Origin of the sequence: Pedobacter terrestris (genome assembly GCF_052343045.1) — a bacterium.
Lineage (GTDB): Bacteria > Bacteroidota > Bacteroidia > Sphingobacteriales > Sphingobacteriaceae > Pedobacter.
Map to the genome: position 1 here is coordinate 2,639,971 of NZ_CP180264.1, position 19,425 is coordinate 2,659,395.

A 19,425-nucleotide genomic window follows, 5' to 3' on the forward strand; every position below is an offset into this window, starting at 1 on the left:
GCATTAATTATCGTACGAAACAAATCAACGTCCTAATGTTATGCAGGATAAAACAATATTGATAACCATAACATTTCATGCAAAAAACAGATTTATGAAGAAGACGGTGGGATGAGTGTTATCTTCAAATGAATTTGCTTTTGGTACACAACCCAATAACTTTCTTCAAGGGCATTTAAAGCAAATTAAGCCAAGCAATATCCTTCTTCCTGCTGAAGGCGAATTTTGCAAGATTAAAACGAACTTTTGATTGTATTGCATTAATTTATGCTCATTTTCCTGCATCAATAAAATTTGTATACCATAAACGATTAAGCAATATTCACGCATTGGCGGAACAATTATTTTTGAAGCTTTCAGCAAAACACACCTTGATTATCTAGCGCTCAATGAAAAGTTGATGGCCAAAAAGATTTGGCTTCATTATTTTCTATTGAAGAAATCCCTGCAGACTTTCCCGATTATGAAATTGGAACCTTAACGGAAACAGAAATCGACCTTTCTGAAGGATTGTACCACAATGGAATAGGTTCTGTTATTCGTTTTGATGGAAGAAAAACAAAATAAGTAAACGCATGAATTGCCATTCGGGCAATTTCTGTATTTTAGCAAGCAAAGAAACTGATCTAATCTATATGAGAATCATTTACGCGCTCCTCTTTATATTTTTTAGCTACACCGTTCACGCGCAAAACAAACTTCCGGTTGTACATGCAAACTCAAAAAGTGCACTGATTTTTGAAGAAGACAATTCTGTTTCCCGTTGGAGCATTAATCCAAAACTTAAAACGGACATTTACATCACTGGCAAGATCACGAAACCAAAACTTGTAAAGTTCAAAACCGATATTGATTCCATTTCATTAGTAATAAAACCCGGAAAACAGGAGAATTTTATTGTCTTGTTGAATGGTAAAGATTCTTGTTTCACCAGAATACAAAGTCCAGAAAAGAAGAACTACAGTAAATTAAAACCTGCAATTCACGATTCTATTTTTTTCTATATAAATACCTACAACACCAATTTGGTACATGTTGTCTTCAACCAAACAGATTCTTTAATCCTCAACTTTGATACTGGTGCAACAGAAGTTTCGTTAACTACAGATGCTTTAGAAAAAAGAGTAAAATCTAAACCCCAGCTTTACAACAAATTTTTAGAGATTAAACTTGGCAAGCGTGTGTACAATAGCAAAGTATATGACACACAAATGGTTGGCAACGAAGCCGATGGTTTGCTTGGATGGAATATTTTTGACGGAATGATTGTGGAGTTAAATTACGATAAAAATCTTATGATACTTCATTCCGAAATGCCAAAAAAAATCCGGAATAACCCGCAAGTTTCAAAGTTTAACATCCGTTATATGAACAATAAACCTTTCATAGAAACATCTATTATACAAGGTGGAATTGTAAATAAGGATTGGTTTTTGTTTGATTTGGGCTATCAAAGCACCGTGATGTTGGATAGCGATTTGCTCGCTGAGGGCCATTTCCCTGCAGAGGAAATGAAAGTGATTAAAAAAGTCATTTTACATGGTACAAAAGGCAATGAAGTACCAGTTATCACGGCTAGTTTAGACAGACTACAACTGGGTGCATTTAATCTGCAAAACGTTCCGGCGCAGGTATTGGGACAAAGTAAACCAATGCCAGGAAAAAACGTACACATCCTCGGAAATGAAATACTGAAACGTTTCAATACCTTTCTGGATTTTCAGAAAAACGTTATTTATCTGATGCCGAATTCCGGTTACTATCTGGATTATAAAACCGCAACAAAGAGTTAAATTGCTAAACAATTTTTACTAAACATTGTTGCTCAAACACTTGATAAATAGTATCTTTGAGATATGGAAAAGAATAAGAATTTCGATAATATCATCCATTCCGATAGCAGTGGCCGTTTATATATCAAAAGTCACGATTTTTTCAATCAACCTAAAGTTCGTGAAATGGTTAGCGCCATGATGGATTCCAGCATCTTCAAAAAAATTACAGAAGATAAAAACAAACGTTAATCAACATGCCGTTTAACCTGCTTCTTTTTCCTTTAGTAGGCGGCTATTATATTCTCACACATTTTGCATATTTACGCTACGTCCAATACAGGTTGGAAAGTCAGCGCATTCTTTTAAACTCTGCGCTCGCCGGCATTGTGCTTTTAGGTTTTTGTTTTTTAATCCGGGAAATTTTAATAAACTATTGTCCGGAGACAATCAAACACATTGGCCGGCTTTTACCAATCAAAACGCCATATTTCGGAACACAAGCCTTTCTTTATTTGTTGCTGTGCTTGGAACTGAATTTGCAAATTTGTTTGTAAAGCGAGAGAAAGCAATTAAAAAAGCGCTGAAAAAATCGGGAAATGAAATGGAATTGCTGTTGAGTTCTTCGTTTTTCGATGCCCATTTGCTTCAATTTACGATGGACAGCGGCAAAGTATATATTGGATGGGTAAAAGAATTGCCTAAACCTTTTGTTACCAATTATATCCGTATTACGCCTGCGTTCAGCGGCTATCGCGATGAGAAAAAAGAACTGATTTTCACCACTCAATATCTTTCTGTCTATGCTTCTTACATAGACGATGGTTCGGTAACGCATCAAAGTGAATTGAATACAGATTTAATTTTAAAAGTAGACAAAATCAACACGGCAAGCTACTTCGATATTGATATGTACAAAAGGTTCAATCCCGATCCGGCTGATGGTTCTGACACAGAATCTTAGTTTTATTTACAATGGTGCTTTTTTCGCATCAAGCGTTTAACTTAATTTCTTTGCATTAACCAACAGCTGTTCGCAGAATGCCGCAACGGCTTTTTTCACATAAATATCTTTTACAGACAAAAGCATTGCTTTGCGCGCCATGTTTTTCCCTTTTATTGGTGTACACACTAAATCATCTGCGGCACCTACAGTTGTTTTGGCCAACATGGTAAACCATTTACCGGTTCTAACCAAATCCAGCAGCGTTGGAATATCATTAATTTCTACCGAAATATTGGGTTGCTGCCTGCTTTTGATTAAAGTATCGTCTATAAACTGGCGCGTACTATAGCCTTTGGCCGGCAAAACTAAGGGCAGCTTCATCACTTCTGTCAAATTGATTTCCTTTCTATCCAAGGCAACCGATTTTGACGAAATCAGGCACAGCGGCGATTCAAAAAGTAGTGTATACACCAAACTATTATCGTGCACAATTTCTTCGAAGGTTAACAATATATCCAACTGCTGGTCTAACAACATTCCTCTAAGTTGCTGCGAGGTTCCAAACAGCACTTCTACTTTGATTGATGGATACTGCTCTAAAAACTCCAGCAAAACCGGCGTCATCAAATCGCGCAAACCATACGTTACACCGATTAACAATTTACCAGTTGTTAATCCGTTTAGCTCTTTTAACATCGCGATGCCGTTATTTGCCCGGTTCAAACTTTCCTGTGCATGGCCGTAAAATAAATCACCGGCTTCTGTCAACGTGATTCTTTTTCCAACACGATTAAATAAAGGAATACCAAGCTCCAGTTCCAGCTGGGCAATTTGCTGAGAAAGTGTACTCTGACTAATATTAAGCGCATTTGCAGCTTCTGTAAAGTTGAGTAGTTCTTTTGCCTTAACAAAATAACGAAGTTGTCTGAGTTCCATTTCTAAATCGGTTTTATCGATTGATGTTATAGAAAAATACCTTTTTACAAATATAACATGATTGAAGATATTTGCAGCGCAAGACAACGATAATATTTGGCTGCACAAATCATGGATATTTTCAGATCACTTAAATACAGAAATTTTAAACTTTTCTTTTACGGACAATCCATTTCTTTGATGGGAACCTGGATGCAGAAAACAGCTGTAGCCTGGCTGGTGTACAGACTAACCGGATCGGCATTTTTACTTGGCATGGTTACATTTGCAAGTTTAATTCCGTCACTTTTTTTATCGCCATACGCCGGTAGTTTTATCGATCGTCACGATCGGTTCAAAACAATGATTAACAGCCAAATCATCTCTATGTTGCAGGCGGCAGCTATTGCGGCAATCATTTATTTTAAGTTTTACAACATTACTGCCATTATTATTTTAAGTCTGGTTCAAGGTATTGTAAATGCTTTTGATGTAACCTGCAGGCAATCGCTGATGATTGATATGGTAGACAACAAGGAAGATTTGCCCAATGCAATTGCACTAAATTCTACCATGACTAACCTGGCGAGAATTATTGGTCCAGCTTTGGCAGGCGTAATCCTGAGTACTTTTGGTGAAGACTTTTGCTTTATTGGCAATTTTCTAAGCTACATCCCGGTGCTCATTTGTTTATTCATGATGCGGATGAATACAGTGGTTACCAATCCTCCGGAAAGTAAAATCTGGACAGGTTTGAAAGAAGGTTTTGAATACATCAGGAACGAAAAAGAATTAAGAAGTTTGATTTTACTCTTAGGTGTGAGCAGTACCTTTGTTATTCCTTTTAATACATTGATGCCAATTTTTGCGAAAGATCTTTTTCATGGAACGGCGTCTACTTTTAGTTTGTTTGAAAGTGCAATCGGTATTGGGTCTGTTCTCAGTGCTATTTATCTGGCGAATTTAAAATCGGCACATTTATTAATTAAAATTGTCAGCATTTCAACGCTTTTGTTTGGCGTTAGTGTTTTGCTAATTGCATTTTCCAACATTTTGATGCTATCGCTGGTATTTATGGCGATGAGCGGAATTGGTATGATGGCGCAAACGTCTGCAATCAATACCTACATTCAAACACATGCCGTTCCGCACATGCGTGGTAGAGCCATAAGTTATTATATTATGGCTTATCAGGGGATGATTCCGGTAGGCAGTTTACTAATTGGATCGATGGCTGATCTGGTAGGCGCAAAACTTGCTGTAGCGGTTGGCGGCGCAATCGGGATGATTTCTGCCGCTGTATTTTTATACCATTGGAGCCATAAAAACGAAAAAAACAGCATTTTTGCAATTGCATCTGCAAAACATTAACCCAATTTAGATTAGATAAAATGAAAATTACTGCGCTGCATCAGGGCATTTTTACTGTTGACAAACAAAAAAACTTCGTGCGCAGAACAGCCGGTTCTGGTGCGCAACAGAATACTTTAACCATGGGCATTAGCCCGTTTTTAATTGAAATACACAACGAGGTGATTTTACTGGATACAGGTTTAGCACTTCTGGAAAACAATGAACCTTTACTCTATAATCAGCTTGCGGATTTGGGTTTGCAAAAAGGAGACGTTACAAAAATATTACTCTCTCACTTGCACAAAGATCATATTGGCGGAATTGGTCAAGTAGAAAACCAGCAATTGATCTTAAATTTTCCTTCAGCAAAAATTTATCTACAACGCCGTGAAATGGATTTTGCTTTACAACAAAAGGGAAATCCATCATATATCCTACCACTACTGGAAGCGCTTTCTGCATCAGAAAATGTTGAATTTATGGAAGATGACGAAGGAAGTATTTCTGACGAAATCAGATTTGAAGTTACCGGCGGACATTCGCCTTTTCACCAGGCTTTCTGGATTACAAAAAATGCAGAAACAGCATTTTACGGCGCGGATGATCTCCCACAGGTTGGTTATCTGAAATATCATATCGCATATAAAACAGATTTCGATGGTAAAAAGGCACTTGCTATGCGCAATAAATGGCAACGAGAAGCGCTAGAATCTGACTGGACAGTTTTATTTTATCACAATCTTGGCGAATCTATCCTAAAACTGACCCGTTAATATCTTATGATTTGTATTTACTAAAACATTTTTGCCAGAGGCTTATTTTACTTTTTGACCTTAATGCTTAACTTTGCAGCAATGATTCTATACAAAACGAACGAAGAGGTTGAGCTAATGGGCATTAGTGCCAAGTTGGTTAGCGCCACACTTGCAGAGGTTGCAAAAGTTCTTAAACCGGGCATGGCCACAATTGAAATTGACAAACTGGCAAACCAATATATTTTAGACCATGGTGCAGTGCCATCTTTCTACAACTATCATGGTTTTCCTTTCCATATCATCACTTCAGTTAACGACGTTGTTGTACATGGTTTCCCATCGTCATATGAATTAAAAGATGGCGACATCATCTCTGTTGATGTGGGCACAATTAAAAACGGATTTCATGGCGATCATGCATATACTTTCATTATTGGCGAGGTTGATGCAGAAATTCTAAAACTCGTAAAAACCACCAAAGATTCTTTGTTTGTGGGCATTAAAGAAGCCGTAGTTGGTAAACGTTTAGGCGATATCGGCCACGCAATACAGGCATTCAACGAAAAAGAAGGTTACGGCGTGGTACGCGATTTTGTTGGCCATGGCTTAGGAAAAAGTATGCACGAAGATCCGCAGGTGCCTAATTATGGCAGAAAAGGTTCTGGCACTATGCTGAAAGAAAACCTGGTAATGGCAATAGAGCCAATGATCAATCTGGGAACAAAAGATGTGTTTCTGGAAAAAGATGGCTGGACAGTTAAAACTGCCGACGGAAAACCTTCTGTACATTTTGAACATGATGTTTGCGTTAAAAAAGGTGAAGCCTTGATCTTATCAGATTACGCACCAATTGAAGCAGCAGAGAAAGCGAATATCAACCTGAACACTTCTTACTTTTAGGTTCATTAGTCGAAACTCAATTTAGAACTCTGGTTTCAAAAAATAATTAAAAGGGCAATCTTCGGATTGCCTTTTTTTTTGCAGAAAATTACACTTCTTATGGCAGATCAGGCAAGGTAACGTCCTTTTGGAACGGCCACTCTCGGTTTACTTTCGCTTTGATAAAATACACAATGGCGCCAAGTGCTGTGGTAAACAATCCGCCCAATACCATTGTAACACCGGTAGAGACCAGAATACACAGCCACATCGCAATGGCGAGATACACCGGTAGTGGAAATAATGGCATTTTAAAAGGGAAGTCTTCAGATTTCCGTTTGCGCCGCAGTAAAATTAAACCCACAGCCTGAGAAATAAACTGAACTAGAATGCGCATTGCCAGAATAGCGCTAATCACATCGCTCAGTTTAAAAAGTAAACTAAACACAAATGCAACGGCACCAATAAAAAGCAAAGACACGTAAGGAAAATTGCCTTTGGAATGTAGTTTGGCAAATACCGGAAAAAATGAACCATCGGCTGCCGCCGCATATGGAACACGACTATAGCCTAAAGTTGCAGAAAATACGGATGCAAATGCCACTATAAGCACCATACAGGTAATTACATTTGCGGCAGTTGGACCGGCGATTTTTAGCATATAATCGCTAATTACAAACTTGCTGTCTTTTGCTTGCTCCCATGGTATCACGCTTGCAACACTTACATTCATCATCAGGTATAAAATGGCTATACCGATAATAGATAAAATCATACTTTTAGGGATATTTTTAGATGGATTTACGATTTCGCCACCCAAATGGCAAATATTATAATAACCCAAATAACTGTATACGCTTTTTACACTTGCAAAACCTATGGCCGATACAAAAGCATAATTAAGGGTCAAACCATCGTTAATGTGTTTAATAGGGTACATAAAATTGCCATGCAGTATTCCTCCCCCAATTATCCAAAATAAAGTCAGGATAACAATGGCCCACATCGCCACACTAATTTTGCCGATATCTTCTATTTTGCGATACAAGAGTGCAATAATCAATACCACTACTCCCCCGCTTAATAACTTAGAATAAAGCGTACTTAAAGGAACGAGGTAGGAAAAATAGTACGCAAAGCCTATAGAAGCAGATGCAATAACCAGCGGTGCCTGAATCATTGTTTGCCATACAAATAGAAAACTCATTAATTTACCAGCTTTATTTTTACCGAAAGCTTCCATCAGAAAGTTGTAAGAGCCGCCGGCTTTAGGAAATGCTGAACCGAGTTCACTCCACACTTGTGCATCAATAATCGATAAAAAAGCACCAGCCACCCAAGCGTATAAAAAGTAAGGTCCATTCATCATGCTTATAACCAATGAAAGCGTAATAAACGGGCCAATACCAACCATATCGGTCATATTTATTGCAGTGGCCTGGATTAAACCCAAGCTTCGTTTCTGGCCTGTAGACATGATAATTGCGTTACGGAAAATTAATAGTTGTTTGTTGCGGTGAATATAGAAGTAAAGTTTTGCACTGACTAAAACGCGTACCAAATATGACGTACTTTAAACGAAAAAAAGCCTCGCGTAAGCAAAGTAAACAAGCTAAACGGCCATAATTTTAAAAAAATTAAAACCAATTTTAGAGATTTGAGTTATTACAATTAAGCTTTAGATTAAAATTCTATTAAAACATTGGGACCGCAGGGATGTGGCCCTTTTTTTTAAAAAAACATGCGTAAGTAACAACAAAGTATTTTTGGAGATAAAAATACTAAGCTTTAGGTTTATAAGGCCTTGGTGCTTGTCCGTCTTTTTTGAAAGGCATTTTCCTGGCAGGCGAAGATTTTACACCTTGGTCTGCTTTTTTAACATCTAACTTGCGGCCTTTAAAAGTAATACCATTCAACGCATCAATAGCACGTTCTGCACCTGCCAAATCGGTCATTTCTAAAAAAGCGTAACCTTTACCCTTACCAGTTGCCCTGTCGCTCACAATATTCACAACTTCTACTGTTCCATGAATGCTGAACAACTCTACCAGCCCCATCACGTCTACCTCGTTGCCAAGGCCCGCTACAAATAACTTAACCATATATAAATAGGAGAATTTTCGACGCTAAAATAAACATTTTTCCTGTTTTCAATAGCTTATTTTGATTTAGGCCAAATTATTCGGCATAAGTGCCACAAATGTTTTTATTCTGAATTAACCGGCCTGCTTTTATGTAATGTGCATAAGAAAACCGACCCTTTGATTTCGCTTTTCAAGGTTATAGGTTTTATTTTACTGGCAACAATTCCCCGTTCAGACATGTCAATTTCATATTCAACTAAATCTCCGCGTGTGCAGTCGATATTATTGTAATATTTAATGCGTTGTCCATTTTCATCTTCGATAAGACCAACTTTTGCATACCGGTTGTACGCCAAAACCATTCCCGTCATGTACAAATAATAAGGTGATAGACTTTTGTTTAAAACGTGATTTCATGGTGGCCCTAAATTGCACTGCCCGGATTTCACCACGATGTAACGCAGGAATTAGAAAATAGTTTGAGAAAATAATGAAAAAGATATCAGGTCATCAAACGTTTTAATAAATAACAGGTTTACAAGTGCCAGAACAAATTGGTATTTTAGATGTTAACAAGTAAAAAATACGGTTTATATTTTGATAAAATACGTAATTACAAAATTGCATTTGATAAAAGTCAATATAAACAAAACGTTAACCAAATTCACCAGAACATGTTGTTCTATTTTGTCTAAATTGTATTACAACTAATTATTAAGTCTATCGAACCGCAAAACAACCTTCGAAATCTGGTCCGCCTTAAATCCGGACTTAAAACCATAGGGCCAAAAGAATGTCTTGTGCTATCGGAAGCGATAATGAAAGAAACCAAGCGTTACCTGAGCGAAACCACTATCAAAAGATTTTATGGTTTTGCAAAGGTTAATCACCAATATTCTGCCTTTACCTTAGATACACTTTCCTTATATAGTGGTTTTACCAATTGGTACGATTTTGTAGAGAAACACCGGGAAAAGAACGCGGCAGAATCTACAGTATGGAAAGCGTTTGCTGCCATTGCGCAAGAATTTTCTACCAGCTCTGTAAATGAGATCAGAAATCGTTCAACTGTGCCATATCGTTCTACAACGCCAAGACCAACAATTTCTGGCCAATTGGATAATTTTAGGAACAGTAACGAAAAACTGGCGTTTCTACGTGGCGATGCTGCACAGGGAAAATCATTAGCGTTAGAACATTGGGTTTCCGGAACACAAAAAAAAATCTGGCAGATGACCAGGAAGTTTTACTTTTCTTAACTAAAGGAACCCGAAAAGCCAGACTGGAAAGAGACCGCAATCTGAGTGCATCCATATCACACCAACTTGGTTTCGGCGGTTTGGATGAACTGTTTAGACACATCCAAACGCATGAAAAAAAACATGGAAATCTACTGATTATTCTGGATGGCTTTGATAAATTCATGAAATCGATAACCTACCAAAAAGAATTTGCTGAATTTTTATCAACTGTAGCGTGCTTCGATTACATTAAAACAATTGTTTCTTTGCGTCCGGACTCGATATCTTTGTTTAACAACAGTTTATTGACTCATACAGATAAGCCTGTTTCTGCCGCTTTAAAACATCCTTTTTATATTGATATTGAAGAACTTACTGGAGAAGAAATCATCAAGGTTGTGAATTCGTTGCAACAGACAAAAGTAGAACTTGAAACACTTGAACCAAGTTTGTTTTCTCTATTGAGGAAACCGCTGTTTCTAGGTACGTATTCAATTTTGATTACAATCGAGAAAAATATTCAGCCAGCTTCCAGAACAGTATTTTACCGATTACTGCATTTATATTTTCAGAATCGGATTTTTCTCGGCCGCAACAGCTCCAATAAAGTTTTGCTGCTTAAAAATATCGCCAGCAACAAAAGCGATTATCACGTAGATGAGCAATCGCTGTTGAACCTGGATGATCTGATTGAAGACGGAACTGTAATTTCTACTTATGAAGACAGCGAACGAAAAAATGCATTTGTCCATTTTGCGAATAAAAACGTGAGCGATTACTTTTTCTACCTTACGCTGCGCGATCAATGGTTAAACCTTGGAGGAAGTTCTTCTTTTTACAACTTCCTTAAAGAGAAGAAGCAAACAGACAATATTTCTCTGTTAGAGTGGGCAGTATTTTATGCCTGCAAAGACAAACATCTAAATTCTATTCAGAATTTATTTTACAGCGGTTGTCCAACAGTTTGTGCTGATTTAATAGATTTTCTAAGTACACTTTTGCTGGAGTTGCACAAATCGAGAGAAATTTCTTTAGACAATACATTTAACGATAGCTTAATCCATATTTTGCTTACCGGAGATCGGCCTGGCGGCAATATGATTGAATTGCTTTATCTTTTCAGCAATGATTTATCATCACCAGAAAAAACTTTTTATGCCAATCTTATTTTGGCAAAAAATTTGATTTTAAATGGTAATGTACAAGCGGTAAAGGCCTTAATTCATGATCTTAATCGCGGCAGAGAAGTTGTGAGAGAAAAATTCATCTACAACCCTGTAGTTTTGATTAAAGAAATGGTGGGTTTATCCAAACAAGATGTTTTCGGTTTTACCCATTCTGATACAATAACAGCACATTATCAGAACCTCATTCAGAACGTCGGACTTAAAACTAACGAAAGTACGCCGAATCTAATTCTTGAAAACTTGTTTCAACAATATTTCAAAATGATCAGTTCACAGTCTGCAATCACCTAATTTTCTGTATGTACTATTAAAAGGGAACAATTAAGAAATTATCATTTTGCATAATTCAATCCCGAATTAATACTACAAATACATTTTTTATTGCGTATTTATTCCCTATAATCTTTATCTTGGCAATGAATATGCAGCTCTTAAATCTTTTAGTGAGCACTTGTTGTCTCTTCTTATTGTTGTTTGCCACGCATTTGTTTTTTGCAAACAAAGGCAACCGGTTATTTAATATTTTACTGTCTGTAATTTTTTTCAGCAGATTTGGCCAGGCACTTACTACATTGTTAATCACGTCGAAATCGTTGCCTGCAGCAGCAATCATTTTTCAAATTTGCACACCGTTATTTTATGCATCTCCGGCATGTTTTTACTTGTACATTGTATGTTTTACATCCGATAGAAATAAACTAAATATTAAAGAGTGGCTGCATTTTATTCCGGCTTTGCTTGCATTAATACACATTATTCCGTGGCATAATTCTGTTCCAATAGATTGGCCTTCATTAGCAAAACAATTGACAGAAAGCGGATATTTCGCTTTGCGCGCAAAAAGCGGACTTTTCCCTGCTTACTTTCAATACGTTTTCCGGCCGTTACTGGTATTAACTTACTTAGTTTTGGCATGGATTGAATTATTTGGAATGAAGAAAAAGGATCGTAAAAATATAACGAAAAATGACGGCGACTGGATCTTGTTTTTTTTGAAAATCGCAACAGTTTTCCAAACAGCAAGTTTATTGCCCATTTTGATTAAAGGATTACACTGGCCGTATTCGCACACTTTTTTCGTGGCATTAAACTGCCTGATGCTTTTATCACTTTTCGCCTACACCATCCACAAACCACATATTTTTTATGGATATTTACTCGTCGCGGTAGATTGGGCCAAGAAAAATAACATGGAACAGATTATTGATTCTGTATCAGAAAATTTTCAATCGACCGCAATTTTACCCGCGCCTGTTAAACACACACGAAAACTTAATTTGCCCCAAAAACAAGGCGAGGATTATGCACTTTTGATGAAAAATCTGATGGATGATGAAGCCGTATATCTAAATCCAGATTTGCAAATTATTGATGTTGCATCTAAATTAAATCTCCCAATGCACCATTGTTCTTTTGTATTGAATAACGTAATCGGGAAGAATTTTCGAGACTGGATTAACAGTTACCGGATAGAGTATTTCTTAACTCAGTACCCGATTAAAGGAAATAAAATAACCATTGAAGCCATTGCACGCGAATCTGGTTTTAAAAGTCTCGCCACATTCTACAATGCCTTTAAAAAGGAAAAAGGCTCAATGCCAAAGGTTTACTTTAATGTTGAGGGCAATCCAGATTCAACAGAACCAGCCAACAACTCTAACGATTGAATCGTTAGAGACAACTTAGGGCCTTTCCATCGCTTAAAGCAGAATTAGCAGATAACTTTGCTAAGCGTCTATTCAATTTTGCGCTACAGCATAAATAGACGTATTAGTTGCTATCCCATTTTCAGAAATTTAAGGAGGTTATCAAAATGTCCAAAACGGCTATTCAATCTGCATTATTTCCTTTGCTCGGTTACTTAGGGCAATTTCATCATCTATCTGCAGAATTTATTGCGCTGCATGAAAAACAATGCAAAATCATCCACATCAAAAAATATAAATACATTTTATCGCCATTAGACCATAATGCTAATCTCTATTTTCTAGTTATTGGAATGGTGCGCGGTTTTATAAAAGAAGGCGATAAAGACATTAGCACCTGGTTTAGTTTTGGGAATGAAATTATCGGGGCAATGCGAAATCCAACCGCTGCAAACCAACCTTCGATAGAATACTTACAAGCCTTGGATCATTGCGAATTGATTATTATTCCGCGCGCCTTAATAGAAAACGCTTACATGTCTTATCCGGAAGGGATTATAATCAACAGACATTTGATGGCTTTAAGCTATTATTCTGCATCAGAAAGAGCCATTCTGGCGCGTATACCAAATGCGTCTGAACGTTACCGTAAACTGGGAGAAGAAGGATTTGATTTTTCTAAAATTCCGATGCGTTATCTGGCCAGTTACCTGGGGATGCGCCTGGAAACATTGAGCAGAATACGACATAAGTTTACGAATGCACACCTACAACTGGCTTAATGGCTTTTCTTGATTTAAAGAACAAAGCCAATTGCAGGCAAATTCTTTAACAAAAGACACCATCCGAAAATGAAATTGTAAACAAACAATATCATTCTTGTAGTGTTTACCAATCTATCAAGACAAGCATTTATGACAAACGAATATCCAGTAACCGTTAAAAGATCTGTAGAGCTATTAGGTTTAGTTACCCTTCTCGGTGTAGTTTACATTGGCAAAGACGTAATTATGCCCATTTTAATGGCTTTTTTTATCAGCATTATGCTGCTGCCCATTTTCAGGTTTTTATGTAAACGAAAAATTCCGGAAAGTATTTCCATTGTTATTTGCATAATTTTAGTCGCATTGTTTGTAGCCGGAATCGTTTGGTTCTTCAGCAACCAGGTCGGGATTTTGGTTAAAGATTTCCCTCAGATCAAATCAAACGTGAGCAAACACATAGACAGTTTAAGCGACTGGATTAGCCGCATAACGCATTACGACGATAAACAACAGGAGGCTTTCATTAAAGACAAAAGCGATGATTTAATGAATATGGGCACAAAACTGGCTGGTGGTGCGGCGGTTACACTAAGTGGTGTTTTTGTTTTTATCGGTTTGTTGCCTATTTACATCTATTTGATGCTTTTTTACAAAGACATTCTGTTGCGTTTTATCTTTATGTGGTTTAAACCAGCAGATCATCCTAAAGTTAAAGAAGCGATTTACGAAACTGAATCTATCATTAAAAGTTACCTGATTGGTTTGCTGATCCAGATTACCTATATGACCATTTTACTTGGTGGTTTACTGATGCTTTTTGGAATAAAACATGCGCTGTTGATAGGTGTTATTTTCGCTATTTTAAACTTGATTCCTTACGTTGGTGCGCTAATCGGGAACATCATTGGCGTTTTGTTAACATTAACTTCTTCTCAAGATTTGCTTCCGGTAATTACTGTATTGGCGGTAATTGCTGCAGTTCAATTTCTGGATAATAATATACTGATGCCGCGTATTGTAGGCTCAAAAGTAAAAATCAACGCATTGTTTTCTATTCTCGGTGTATTTGTTGGCGGAAGTATTGCCGGCGTATCCGGAATGTTTCTCGCGCTCCCGATTATTGCCGTACTGAAAATTATTTTCGATAGAACTGAAATGTTCAAACAATGGGGCGTTTTATTTGGCGACGAAAGACCTGCAAAAAGCCCAATGAGCTTTTCAAGTTTCCGAAAAAAGAAACCTGTAGCAGTAAAAGCGGGAATTGAAAAGGAAAAAGGATAAAAGAAAGCTTTACACAAAGCTTCGAAAACAAAACGCATTGGATATTTCCCAATGCGTTTTTTATTTTAAAGAATTGAAAATGCAATCAAAACAAAGCGGTTTACACTTGCTTTCCAAGTAAACCTTAGCTTTTCTATGATGCAACTACATTCTCTCCGGACAAGTAATGCCCAATATCTTCATTCCTGAAAAAAGAACATCCGCCGTTTTCTTGCACAGATTTAAACGAAACTGTTTGGCTTCTCCTGCTTCTGTTTTTACAATTGCCGGAACTTCGTGATAAAACTTATTAAACAATTTCGCCAGTTCGTAAATATAGTTGGCCAAACTAGCCGGACTAAAAGCCTTCGCAGCGATAGCCAGCTCGTCCGGATATTTTGCCAGCAACTGAATCATTTCCAATTCTACAGGTAAAACATCTGCATGATTTGCTGTTTTTTCTAAGCTAAAATTTGCTTTATTGAGCAAAGATTTGATCCGCGCATGCGTGTATTGTATAAACGGACCGGTATGACCTTGAAAATCTATACTTTCTGCCGGATTGAATAACAAGCGTTTTTTCGGTTCTACTTTTAACAAGAAATACTTTAAAGCGCCCATACCAATGTTGTGATACAATTCTTCACGCTCTGCCTCAGTAAAATCATTTATTTTGCCCAGTTCTACGGTTTTCTCTTTTGCCGTAGCCACCATATTCGCAATTAAATCATCAGCATCTACTACAGTACCTTCTCTGCTTTTCATTTTTCCGTTAGGCAAATCTACCATTCCATAAGATAAATGATACAAACCTTTTGCCCAGCTTTTGCCTAGTTTTTCGAGAATAAGGAACAATACTTTAAAGTGATAATCCTGTTCGTTCCCAACCACATAAATAGACTCATCCATACCGAAATCGTCATATTTCATTTGCGCGGTGCCTAAATCCTGTGTAATGTAAACAGAAGTTCCGTCCGCGCGCAACACCAGTTTCTGGTCTAGTCCGTCTGCTGTAAGGTCAATCCAAACAGAACCGTCATCTTTTTTAAAGAAAACGCCTTTAGCTAAACCTTCTTCTACTGTATCTTTTCCAAGCAAATAGGTATTGCTTTCGTAATAAAATTTATCAAAATCAACGCCAAGTGTTTTATATGTTACGTTAAAACCATCGTATACCCAGCCATTCATTTTCTCCCAAAGGGAAATTATGTCTGTATCTCCAGCTTCCCATTGCAGAAGCATTTGTTGCGCTTCTCTAATTAACGGTGCATTTTTCTTGGCCTCTTCTTCTGTTTGTCCGTTGGTTACAAGGCTTTCAATTTCCTTTTTATACTCCTTGTCAAAAATCACATAGTATTTTCCAACCAAATGATCGCCTTTAAGGCCAGAACTTTCTGGCGTTTCTCCATTTCCCCATTTCTGCCAAGCCAGCATCGATTTACAAATATGAATACCACGATCATTTACTAGATTTACTTTTACCACATCATAACCGTAAGCTTTAAGCAATTCAGAAACTGAATAACCCAATAAATTATTGCGCACATGCCCTAAATGCAGTGGTTTATTGGTATTTGGTGAAGAGTATTCTACCATCACTTTTTTACCATTTGCCGGGTAAACGCCGAAATCACCGGCCAAGACATGATTATTGAAAAGGTTAAGGAAAAAACTTTCAACCAAACTGAGGTTCAAGAAACCTTTAACAACATTAAAGTTGCTTACCTCTTCTACATTTGCCTGCAAATAAGCACCAATTTCTGTAGCGGTCTGCTCCGGTGATTTTTTAGAAAATTTGGTAATTGGAAACACCACAATAGTCACCTGGCCTTCAAATTCTTTCCGGGTTTCCTGTATATTGATCACACTTTCATCCACCTCTGTTCCATAAAGTTCAGCAACGGCTTTCTGTGTAGCAGTAATAATAAAGTTCATGCGCCAAAAATAGCGATTAAAGCGTAAAGCTGAAACATCAGAAATATTTATTTAGCATCTGTGCAGACCAAGTTTTCCCTATACCTGGAGCGCTTTGCCTGATACTCCAAAAATTCTGATAAATTTGTACTGACTACTTATTATGAGCGAGCCTAAACAAGAATTTAAAATCGATGTCAATACAGAGATTGGCAGATTACGTAAACTACTGGTGCACAGTCCGGATAGCGGATTGGGAAAAGTTGTTCCATCCAAAGCACAAGATTGGCTTTTTGAAGATATTGTACACTTAGACACTATCAGGAAAGACGAGTACGATTATTACACCAAATTGCTCATGTATTTCCTGGATCCGAAAAAGATAAAAGGAAAACTTGCCGAAATAGATTCTCCAGAAGCCGATCGTGCGTTTTTTAAACCGAACCATCCAGATTTCCACAATTCTTCTGAAGTCATTGAAATTCAAAAGCTGCTGATTGATATCCTGGAAATGGAATCCATCAGAAAAAAACTGGTTGCCGCAGTAGCTGCTATAGAAGGTTGCACCTACAAAGTGCAAATGCAACTGGTAAATACAGACCCGAAAGTACTTGCAGAGATTTTTATCTCCGGAACTCTGGCAGACGATACAATGATTTTTGCGCCTATTCCAAATCTGATTTTTACACGTGATGTTGGCACAACCATCAACAATTATATCTTACTCAATAAGCCAGCTAAAAAAGCCCGCGTTCGCGAAACTTTGTTAATGCGCTATATCTTTTTTAACCACCCTATTTTTGAAGGATACCAAAACCATGTACTTGAAATACCAGACCCAACTTATCATTTTCTGAGACCAGGCGACGAACCTGAATTTAGAACCACACTTGAAGGTGGCGACGTTATGATGGTAAGTCCGAAACATGTATTGATTGGCTGTAGCGAACGGACATCTGCAGAAGGTGCCAATGAAGCCATTAAACTGCTCTTTGAAAACGATGTGGTAGAAAAAGTTACGGTGGTAAAAATCCCTAACAAACGGGATTATATGCATTTAGACACCGTTTTCACACAAGTTAAACGAAATGTTTGGGTAATTTTAAATTCTATCGCACATTCGCCAAAATACAATCCGTATGAGCCGATTAACTTTTTAAAAGAACCGGAAAAACTGGAAGCTACAACGGCTTTACAATTTGTAAAAGGAGAAAATGAACCACGCATTTTTGCACATGTAGAAGCTTTACTGAATGACATTAGCCAGAACGATTTGCAAAGTACAGAACCAACTAAAATCATTTACAGCGGAAATAATATTTTCCCTTATGATTCAAGGGAACAGTGGACAGACTCTTGCAACCTGGTTGCTTTAAAAGAAGGTGTTGTTTTGGGATACGACCGGAACGATAAAACAGTAGAGGCATTTAAAGAAAATGGTTTTAACGTGGTGTATGTTCAGGATTTAATTCAGAATCTTGAGACAGGAAAGGCAGACGCAGAAACCGTTAAAGATACGTTAATACTGATGCCTTCTGCAGAACTTTCACGTGCGCGTGGTGGTTTCCATTGTATGAGTTTGCCACTTCTACGCGATCATTTGTCTTAAACCTGAACACAAAAAAAATATGCAAGCAACCAATCAGTTATTGATGATTCGCCCGGTCGATTTCAAATTCAATACACAAACAGCAGGAAACAATAAATTTCAGGTAAAATCGGTTCAGGCAGATGTACAAACAAAAGCTTTGGCAGAGTTTGATGGTTTTGTTGAAATACTTCGACACAATGGCGTACATATTCTGGTTGTAGATGATACTATAAATCCAGAAACTCCAGATTCTATTTTCCCAAACAATTGGGTATCTTTCCATAATGATGGTTCGGTATTTTTATATCCAATGTTTTCTGAAAATCGCCGCCAGGAAAGAAGATTGGACATCATAGAGCAGCTTAAAAACAGATTCGAAGTAAACCACATCGGCGATTTGAGTTTTTTTGAACAACAAGGCGTGTATCTGGAAGGCACTGGCAGCATGGTGTTGGATCGAGATGAAAAAATTGCATATGCATGCATCAGCGTCCGTACAGATATTGACGCATTAAGTAACTTTTGCATGCTTTCCGGTTACAAACCGGTATATTTTGATGCTGCAGATGCTGCAGGTTTTCCAATTTACCACACCAATGTAATGATGTGCGTAGGCAGTCGTTTCGCCGTGATATGTTTACAATGTATTCCGGATGAGCTGGATCGAGAAATGGTAAAACGTTCATTAAACGCCGGAGGAAAAGAAGTGATTGAAATTACTTTAGACCAAATGAATCATTTTGCCGGCAACATGCTCGAAGTAAAAAATGATGATGGTGAAGCATTATTGGTCATGTCTACACAAGCATATTCTGTATTGGGGACTGAGCAAATTGAAAAACTGGAACAATATTGCCGAATTATTTATGCGCCATTAAATACTATTGAGCAGAACGGCGGCGGCAGTGCACGTTGCATGCTTGCAGAAATTCATCTTCCGCTACGCGAAAATTAAAAATAGCCGATTAATTTGCGGCTTTAGAAAATGCAAAAGTAGTTGCCACACATCAAACACAAATGTGTAAAACGTTAAATCATCAGCCAATTGGAAATTTATAACGATTCAAATTAAGAGCTTAAAAAACTAAAAAACAATCAATTACATCTTCTTCATTTTA

General features: G+C 37.4%; 19 protein-coding genes. 14 read left to right on the top strand and 5 right to left on the bottom strand.

Annotated elements, in window-relative coordinates; all coding sequences use genetic code 11:
- The first annotated feature begins 414 nt into the window (after positions 1-414).
- The 4 genes from ACJVDH_RS11205 (at position 415) to ACJVDH_RS11220 (ending at position 2,736) form a co-directional block, all read left to right on the top strand.
- A complete protein-coding gene (locus ACJVDH_RS11205; protein WP_443943490.1) occupies positions 415-567 on the top strand; it encodes a hypothetical protein in 153 nt (50 codons plus the stop codon).
- Between the two features lie 68 nt (positions 568-635).
- The gene (locus ACJVDH_RS11210) at positions 636-1,793 is read left to right on the top strand and encodes a hypothetical protein (RefSeq protein ID WP_443943491.1); all 1,158 of its coding nucleotides are present in this window, start codon (positions 636-638) and stop codon (positions 1,791-1,793) included.
- A gap of 63 nt (positions 1,794-1,856) precedes the next feature.
- Entirely contained in the window at positions 1,857-2,024 is a 168-nt protein-coding gene (locus tag ACJVDH_RS11215) for a hypothetical protein (protein ID WP_443943492.1), read from the top strand.
- Positions 2,025-2,208: 184 nt separating this feature from the next.
- The gene (locus ACJVDH_RS11220; protein ID WP_443943493.1) at positions 2,209-2,736 is read left to right on the top strand and encodes a hypothetical protein; all 528 of its coding nucleotides are present in this window, start codon (positions 2,209-2,211) and stop codon (positions 2,734-2,736) included.
- 36 nt (positions 2,737-2,772) lie between these two features.
- Here ACJVDH_RS11220 and ACJVDH_RS11225 read toward each other — a convergent pair whose 3' ends face one another.
- Positions 2,773-3,654 (bottom strand): LysR substrate-binding domain-containing protein, encoded by an 882-nt coding sequence (locus tag ACJVDH_RS11225; RefSeq protein WP_443943494.1) that lies wholly within the window; start codon positions 3,652-3,654, stop codon positions 2,773-2,775.
- Between the two features lie 111 nt (positions 3,655-3,765).
- On the opposite strand from ACJVDH_RS11225, the gene ACJVDH_RS11230 reads away from it, so the two are divergent.
- The 3 genes from ACJVDH_RS11230 to map all read left to right on the top strand — a co-directional run bounded on the left by ACJVDH_RS11230 (position 3,766) and on the right by map (position 6,641).
- Entirely contained in the window at positions 3,766-5,004 is a 1,239-nt protein-coding gene (locus ACJVDH_RS11230) for an MFS transporter (RefSeq protein WP_443943495.1), read from the top strand.
- 20 nt (positions 5,005-5,024) lie between these two features.
- On the top strand, positions 5,025-5,759 hold the full coding sequence (locus ACJVDH_RS11235) for an MBL fold metallo-hydrolase (protein ID WP_443943496.1): 735 nt from the start codon (positions 5,025-5,027) through the stop codon (positions 5,757-5,759).
- 81 nt (positions 5,760-5,840) lie between these two features.
- Positions 5,841-6,641, top strand: coding sequence for a type I methionyl aminopeptidase (gene map / locus ACJVDH_RS11240; protein WP_443943497.1), 801 nt, complete (start codon positions 5,841-5,843; stop codon positions 6,639-6,641).
- A 97-nt stretch (positions 6,642-6,738) separates the two neighbouring features.
- On the opposite strand, the gene ACJVDH_RS11245 is transcribed toward map, so the two are convergent.
- From ACJVDH_RS11245 to ACJVDH_RS11255, 3 genes are all read right to left on the bottom strand, one after another.
- Positions 6,739-8,097 (bottom strand): APC family permease, encoded by a 1,359-nt coding sequence (locus tag ACJVDH_RS11245; protein ID WP_443943498.1) that lies wholly within the window; start codon positions 8,095-8,097, stop codon positions 6,739-6,741.
- Positions 8,098-8,401: 304 nt separating this feature from the next.
- A complete protein-coding gene (locus ACJVDH_RS11250) occupies positions 8,402-8,722 on the bottom strand; it encodes an RNA recognition motif domain-containing protein (RefSeq protein ID WP_443943499.1) in 321 nt (106 codons plus the stop codon).
- A gap of 104 nt (positions 8,723-8,826) precedes the next feature.
- Positions 8,827-9,075 carry a hypothetical protein gene (locus ACJVDH_RS11255; RefSeq protein ID WP_443943500.1) on the bottom strand — a complete coding sequence of 83 codons (249 nt, stop codon included), beginning with the start codon at positions 9,073-9,075 and terminating at the stop codon, positions 8,827-8,829.
- A 447-nt stretch (positions 9,076-9,522) separates the two neighbouring features.
- Between ACJVDH_RS11255 and ACJVDH_RS11260 the strand changes: the two genes are divergently transcribed.
- The 5 genes from ACJVDH_RS11260 (at position 9,523) to ACJVDH_RS11280 (ending at position 14,823) form a co-directional block, all read left to right on the top strand.
- On the top strand, positions 9,523-9,963 hold the full coding sequence (locus ACJVDH_RS11260; protein ID WP_443943501.1) for a hypothetical protein: 441 nt from the start codon (positions 9,523-9,525) through the stop codon (positions 9,961-9,963).
- Positions 9,903-11,423, top strand: a complete 1,521-nt coding sequence (locus ACJVDH_RS11265; protein ID WP_443943502.1) for a hypothetical protein — start codon at positions 9,903-9,905, stop codon at positions 11,421-11,423. The genes ACJVDH_RS11260 and ACJVDH_RS11265 overlap by 61 nt, the downstream gene beginning before the upstream one ends.
- 125 nt (positions 11,424-11,548) lie before the next feature.
- The gene (locus ACJVDH_RS11270; protein ID WP_443943503.1) at positions 11,549-12,799 is read left to right on the top strand and encodes a helix-turn-helix domain-containing protein; all 1,251 of its coding nucleotides are present in this window, start codon (positions 11,549-11,551) and stop codon (positions 12,797-12,799) included.
- Between the two features lie 146 nt (positions 12,800-12,945).
- Positions 12,946-13,560 (top strand): Crp/Fnr family transcriptional regulator, encoded by a 615-nt coding sequence (locus ACJVDH_RS11275; RefSeq protein ID WP_443943504.1) that lies wholly within the window; start codon positions 12,946-12,948, stop codon positions 13,558-13,560.
- Between the two features lie 132 nt (positions 13,561-13,692).
- Positions 13,693-14,823 (top strand): AI-2E family transporter, encoded by a 1,131-nt coding sequence (locus ACJVDH_RS11280; protein ID WP_443943505.1) that lies wholly within the window; start codon positions 13,693-13,695, stop codon positions 14,821-14,823.
- Between the two features lie 144 nt (positions 14,824-14,967).
- Here the strand turns inward: ACJVDH_RS11280 and argS are convergent, their stop codons facing one another.
- Positions 14,968-16,737 (bottom strand): arginine--tRNA ligase, encoded by a 1,770-nt coding sequence (gene argS, locus ACJVDH_RS11285; protein ID WP_443943506.1) that lies wholly within the window; start codon positions 16,735-16,737, stop codon positions 14,968-14,970.
- Positions 16,738-16,879: 142 nt separating this feature from the next.
- On the opposite strand from argS, the gene ACJVDH_RS11290 reads away from it, so the two are divergent.
- Positions 16,880-18,325: an arginine deiminase family protein gene (locus ACJVDH_RS11290; protein ID WP_443943507.1), complete on the top strand. Its 1,446-nt coding sequence runs from the start codon at positions 16,880-16,882 to the stop codon at positions 18,323-18,325.
- A gap of 19 nt (positions 18,326-18,344) precedes the next feature.
- The gene (gene ctlX, locus ACJVDH_RS11295; protein WP_443943508.1) at positions 18,345-19,262 is read left to right on the top strand and encodes a citrulline utilization hydrolase CtlX; all 918 of its coding nucleotides are present in this window, start codon (positions 18,345-18,347) and stop codon (positions 19,260-19,262) included.
- The last annotated feature ends 163 nt before the right edge of the window (positions 19,263-19,425 follow it).

What these genes read in the sequence shown, in the direction of transcription:
- ACJVDH_RS11210 (WP_443943491.1), top strand. Translation starts at nt 636, where the DNA reads ATGAGAATCATTTACGCGCTCCTCTTTATATTTTTTAGCTACACCGTT.
- ACJVDH_RS11215 (WP_443943492.1), top strand. Translation starts at nt 1,857, where the DNA reads ATGGAAAAGAATAAGAATTTCGATAATATCATCCATTCCGATAGCAGT.
- ACJVDH_RS11225 (WP_443943494.1), bottom strand. Translation starts at nt 3,654, where the DNA reads ATGGAACTCAGACAACTTCGTTATTTTGTTAAGGCAAAAGAACTACTC.
- ACJVDH_RS11230 (WP_443943495.1), top strand. Translation starts at nt 3,766, where the DNA reads ATGGATATTTTCAGATCACTTAAATACAGAAATTTTAAACTTTTCTTT.
- ACJVDH_RS11235 (WP_443943496.1), top strand. Translation starts at nt 5,025, where the DNA reads ATGAAAATTACTGCGCTGCATCAGGGCATTTTTACTGTTGACAAACAA.
- map (WP_443943497.1), top strand. Translation starts at nt 5,841, where the DNA reads ATGATTCTATACAAAACGAACGAAGAGGTTGAGCTAATGGGCATTAGT.
- ACJVDH_RS11245 (WP_443943498.1), bottom strand. Translation starts at nt 8,097, where the DNA reads ATGTCTACAGGCCAGAAACGAAGCTTGGGTTTAATCCAGGCCACTGCA.
- ACJVDH_RS11250 (WP_443943499.1), bottom strand. Translation starts at nt 8,722, where the DNA reads ATGGTTAAGTTATTTGTAGCGGGCCTTGGCAACGAGGTAGACGTGATG.
- ACJVDH_RS11255 (WP_443943500.1), bottom strand. Translation starts at nt 9,075, where the DNA reads ATGACGGGAATGGTTTTGGCGTACAACCGGTATGCAAAAGTTGGTCTT.
- ACJVDH_RS11260 (WP_443943501.1), top strand. Translation starts at nt 9,523, where the DNA reads ATGAAAGAAACCAAGCGTTACCTGAGCGAAACCACTATCAAAAGATTT.
- ACJVDH_RS11270 (WP_443943503.1), top strand. Translation starts at nt 11,549, where the DNA reads ATGAATATGCAGCTCTTAAATCTTTTAGTGAGCACTTGTTGTCTCTTC.
- ACJVDH_RS11275 (WP_443943504.1), top strand. Translation starts at nt 12,946, where the DNA reads ATGTCCAAAACGGCTATTCAATCTGCATTATTTCCTTTGCTCGGTTAC.
- ACJVDH_RS11280 (WP_443943505.1), top strand. Translation starts at nt 13,693, where the DNA reads ATGACAAACGAATATCCAGTAACCGTTAAAAGATCTGTAGAGCTATTA.
- argS (WP_443943506.1), bottom strand. Translation starts at nt 16,737, where the DNA reads ATGAACTTTATTATTACTGCTACACAGAAAGCCGTTGCTGAACTTTAT.
- ACJVDH_RS11290 (WP_443943507.1), top strand. Translation starts at nt 16,880, where the DNA reads ATGAGCGAGCCTAAACAAGAATTTAAAATCGATGTCAATACAGAGATT.
- ctlX (WP_443943508.1), top strand. Translation starts at nt 18,345, where the DNA reads ATGCAAGCAACCAATCAGTTATTGATGATTCGCCCGGTCGATTTCAAA.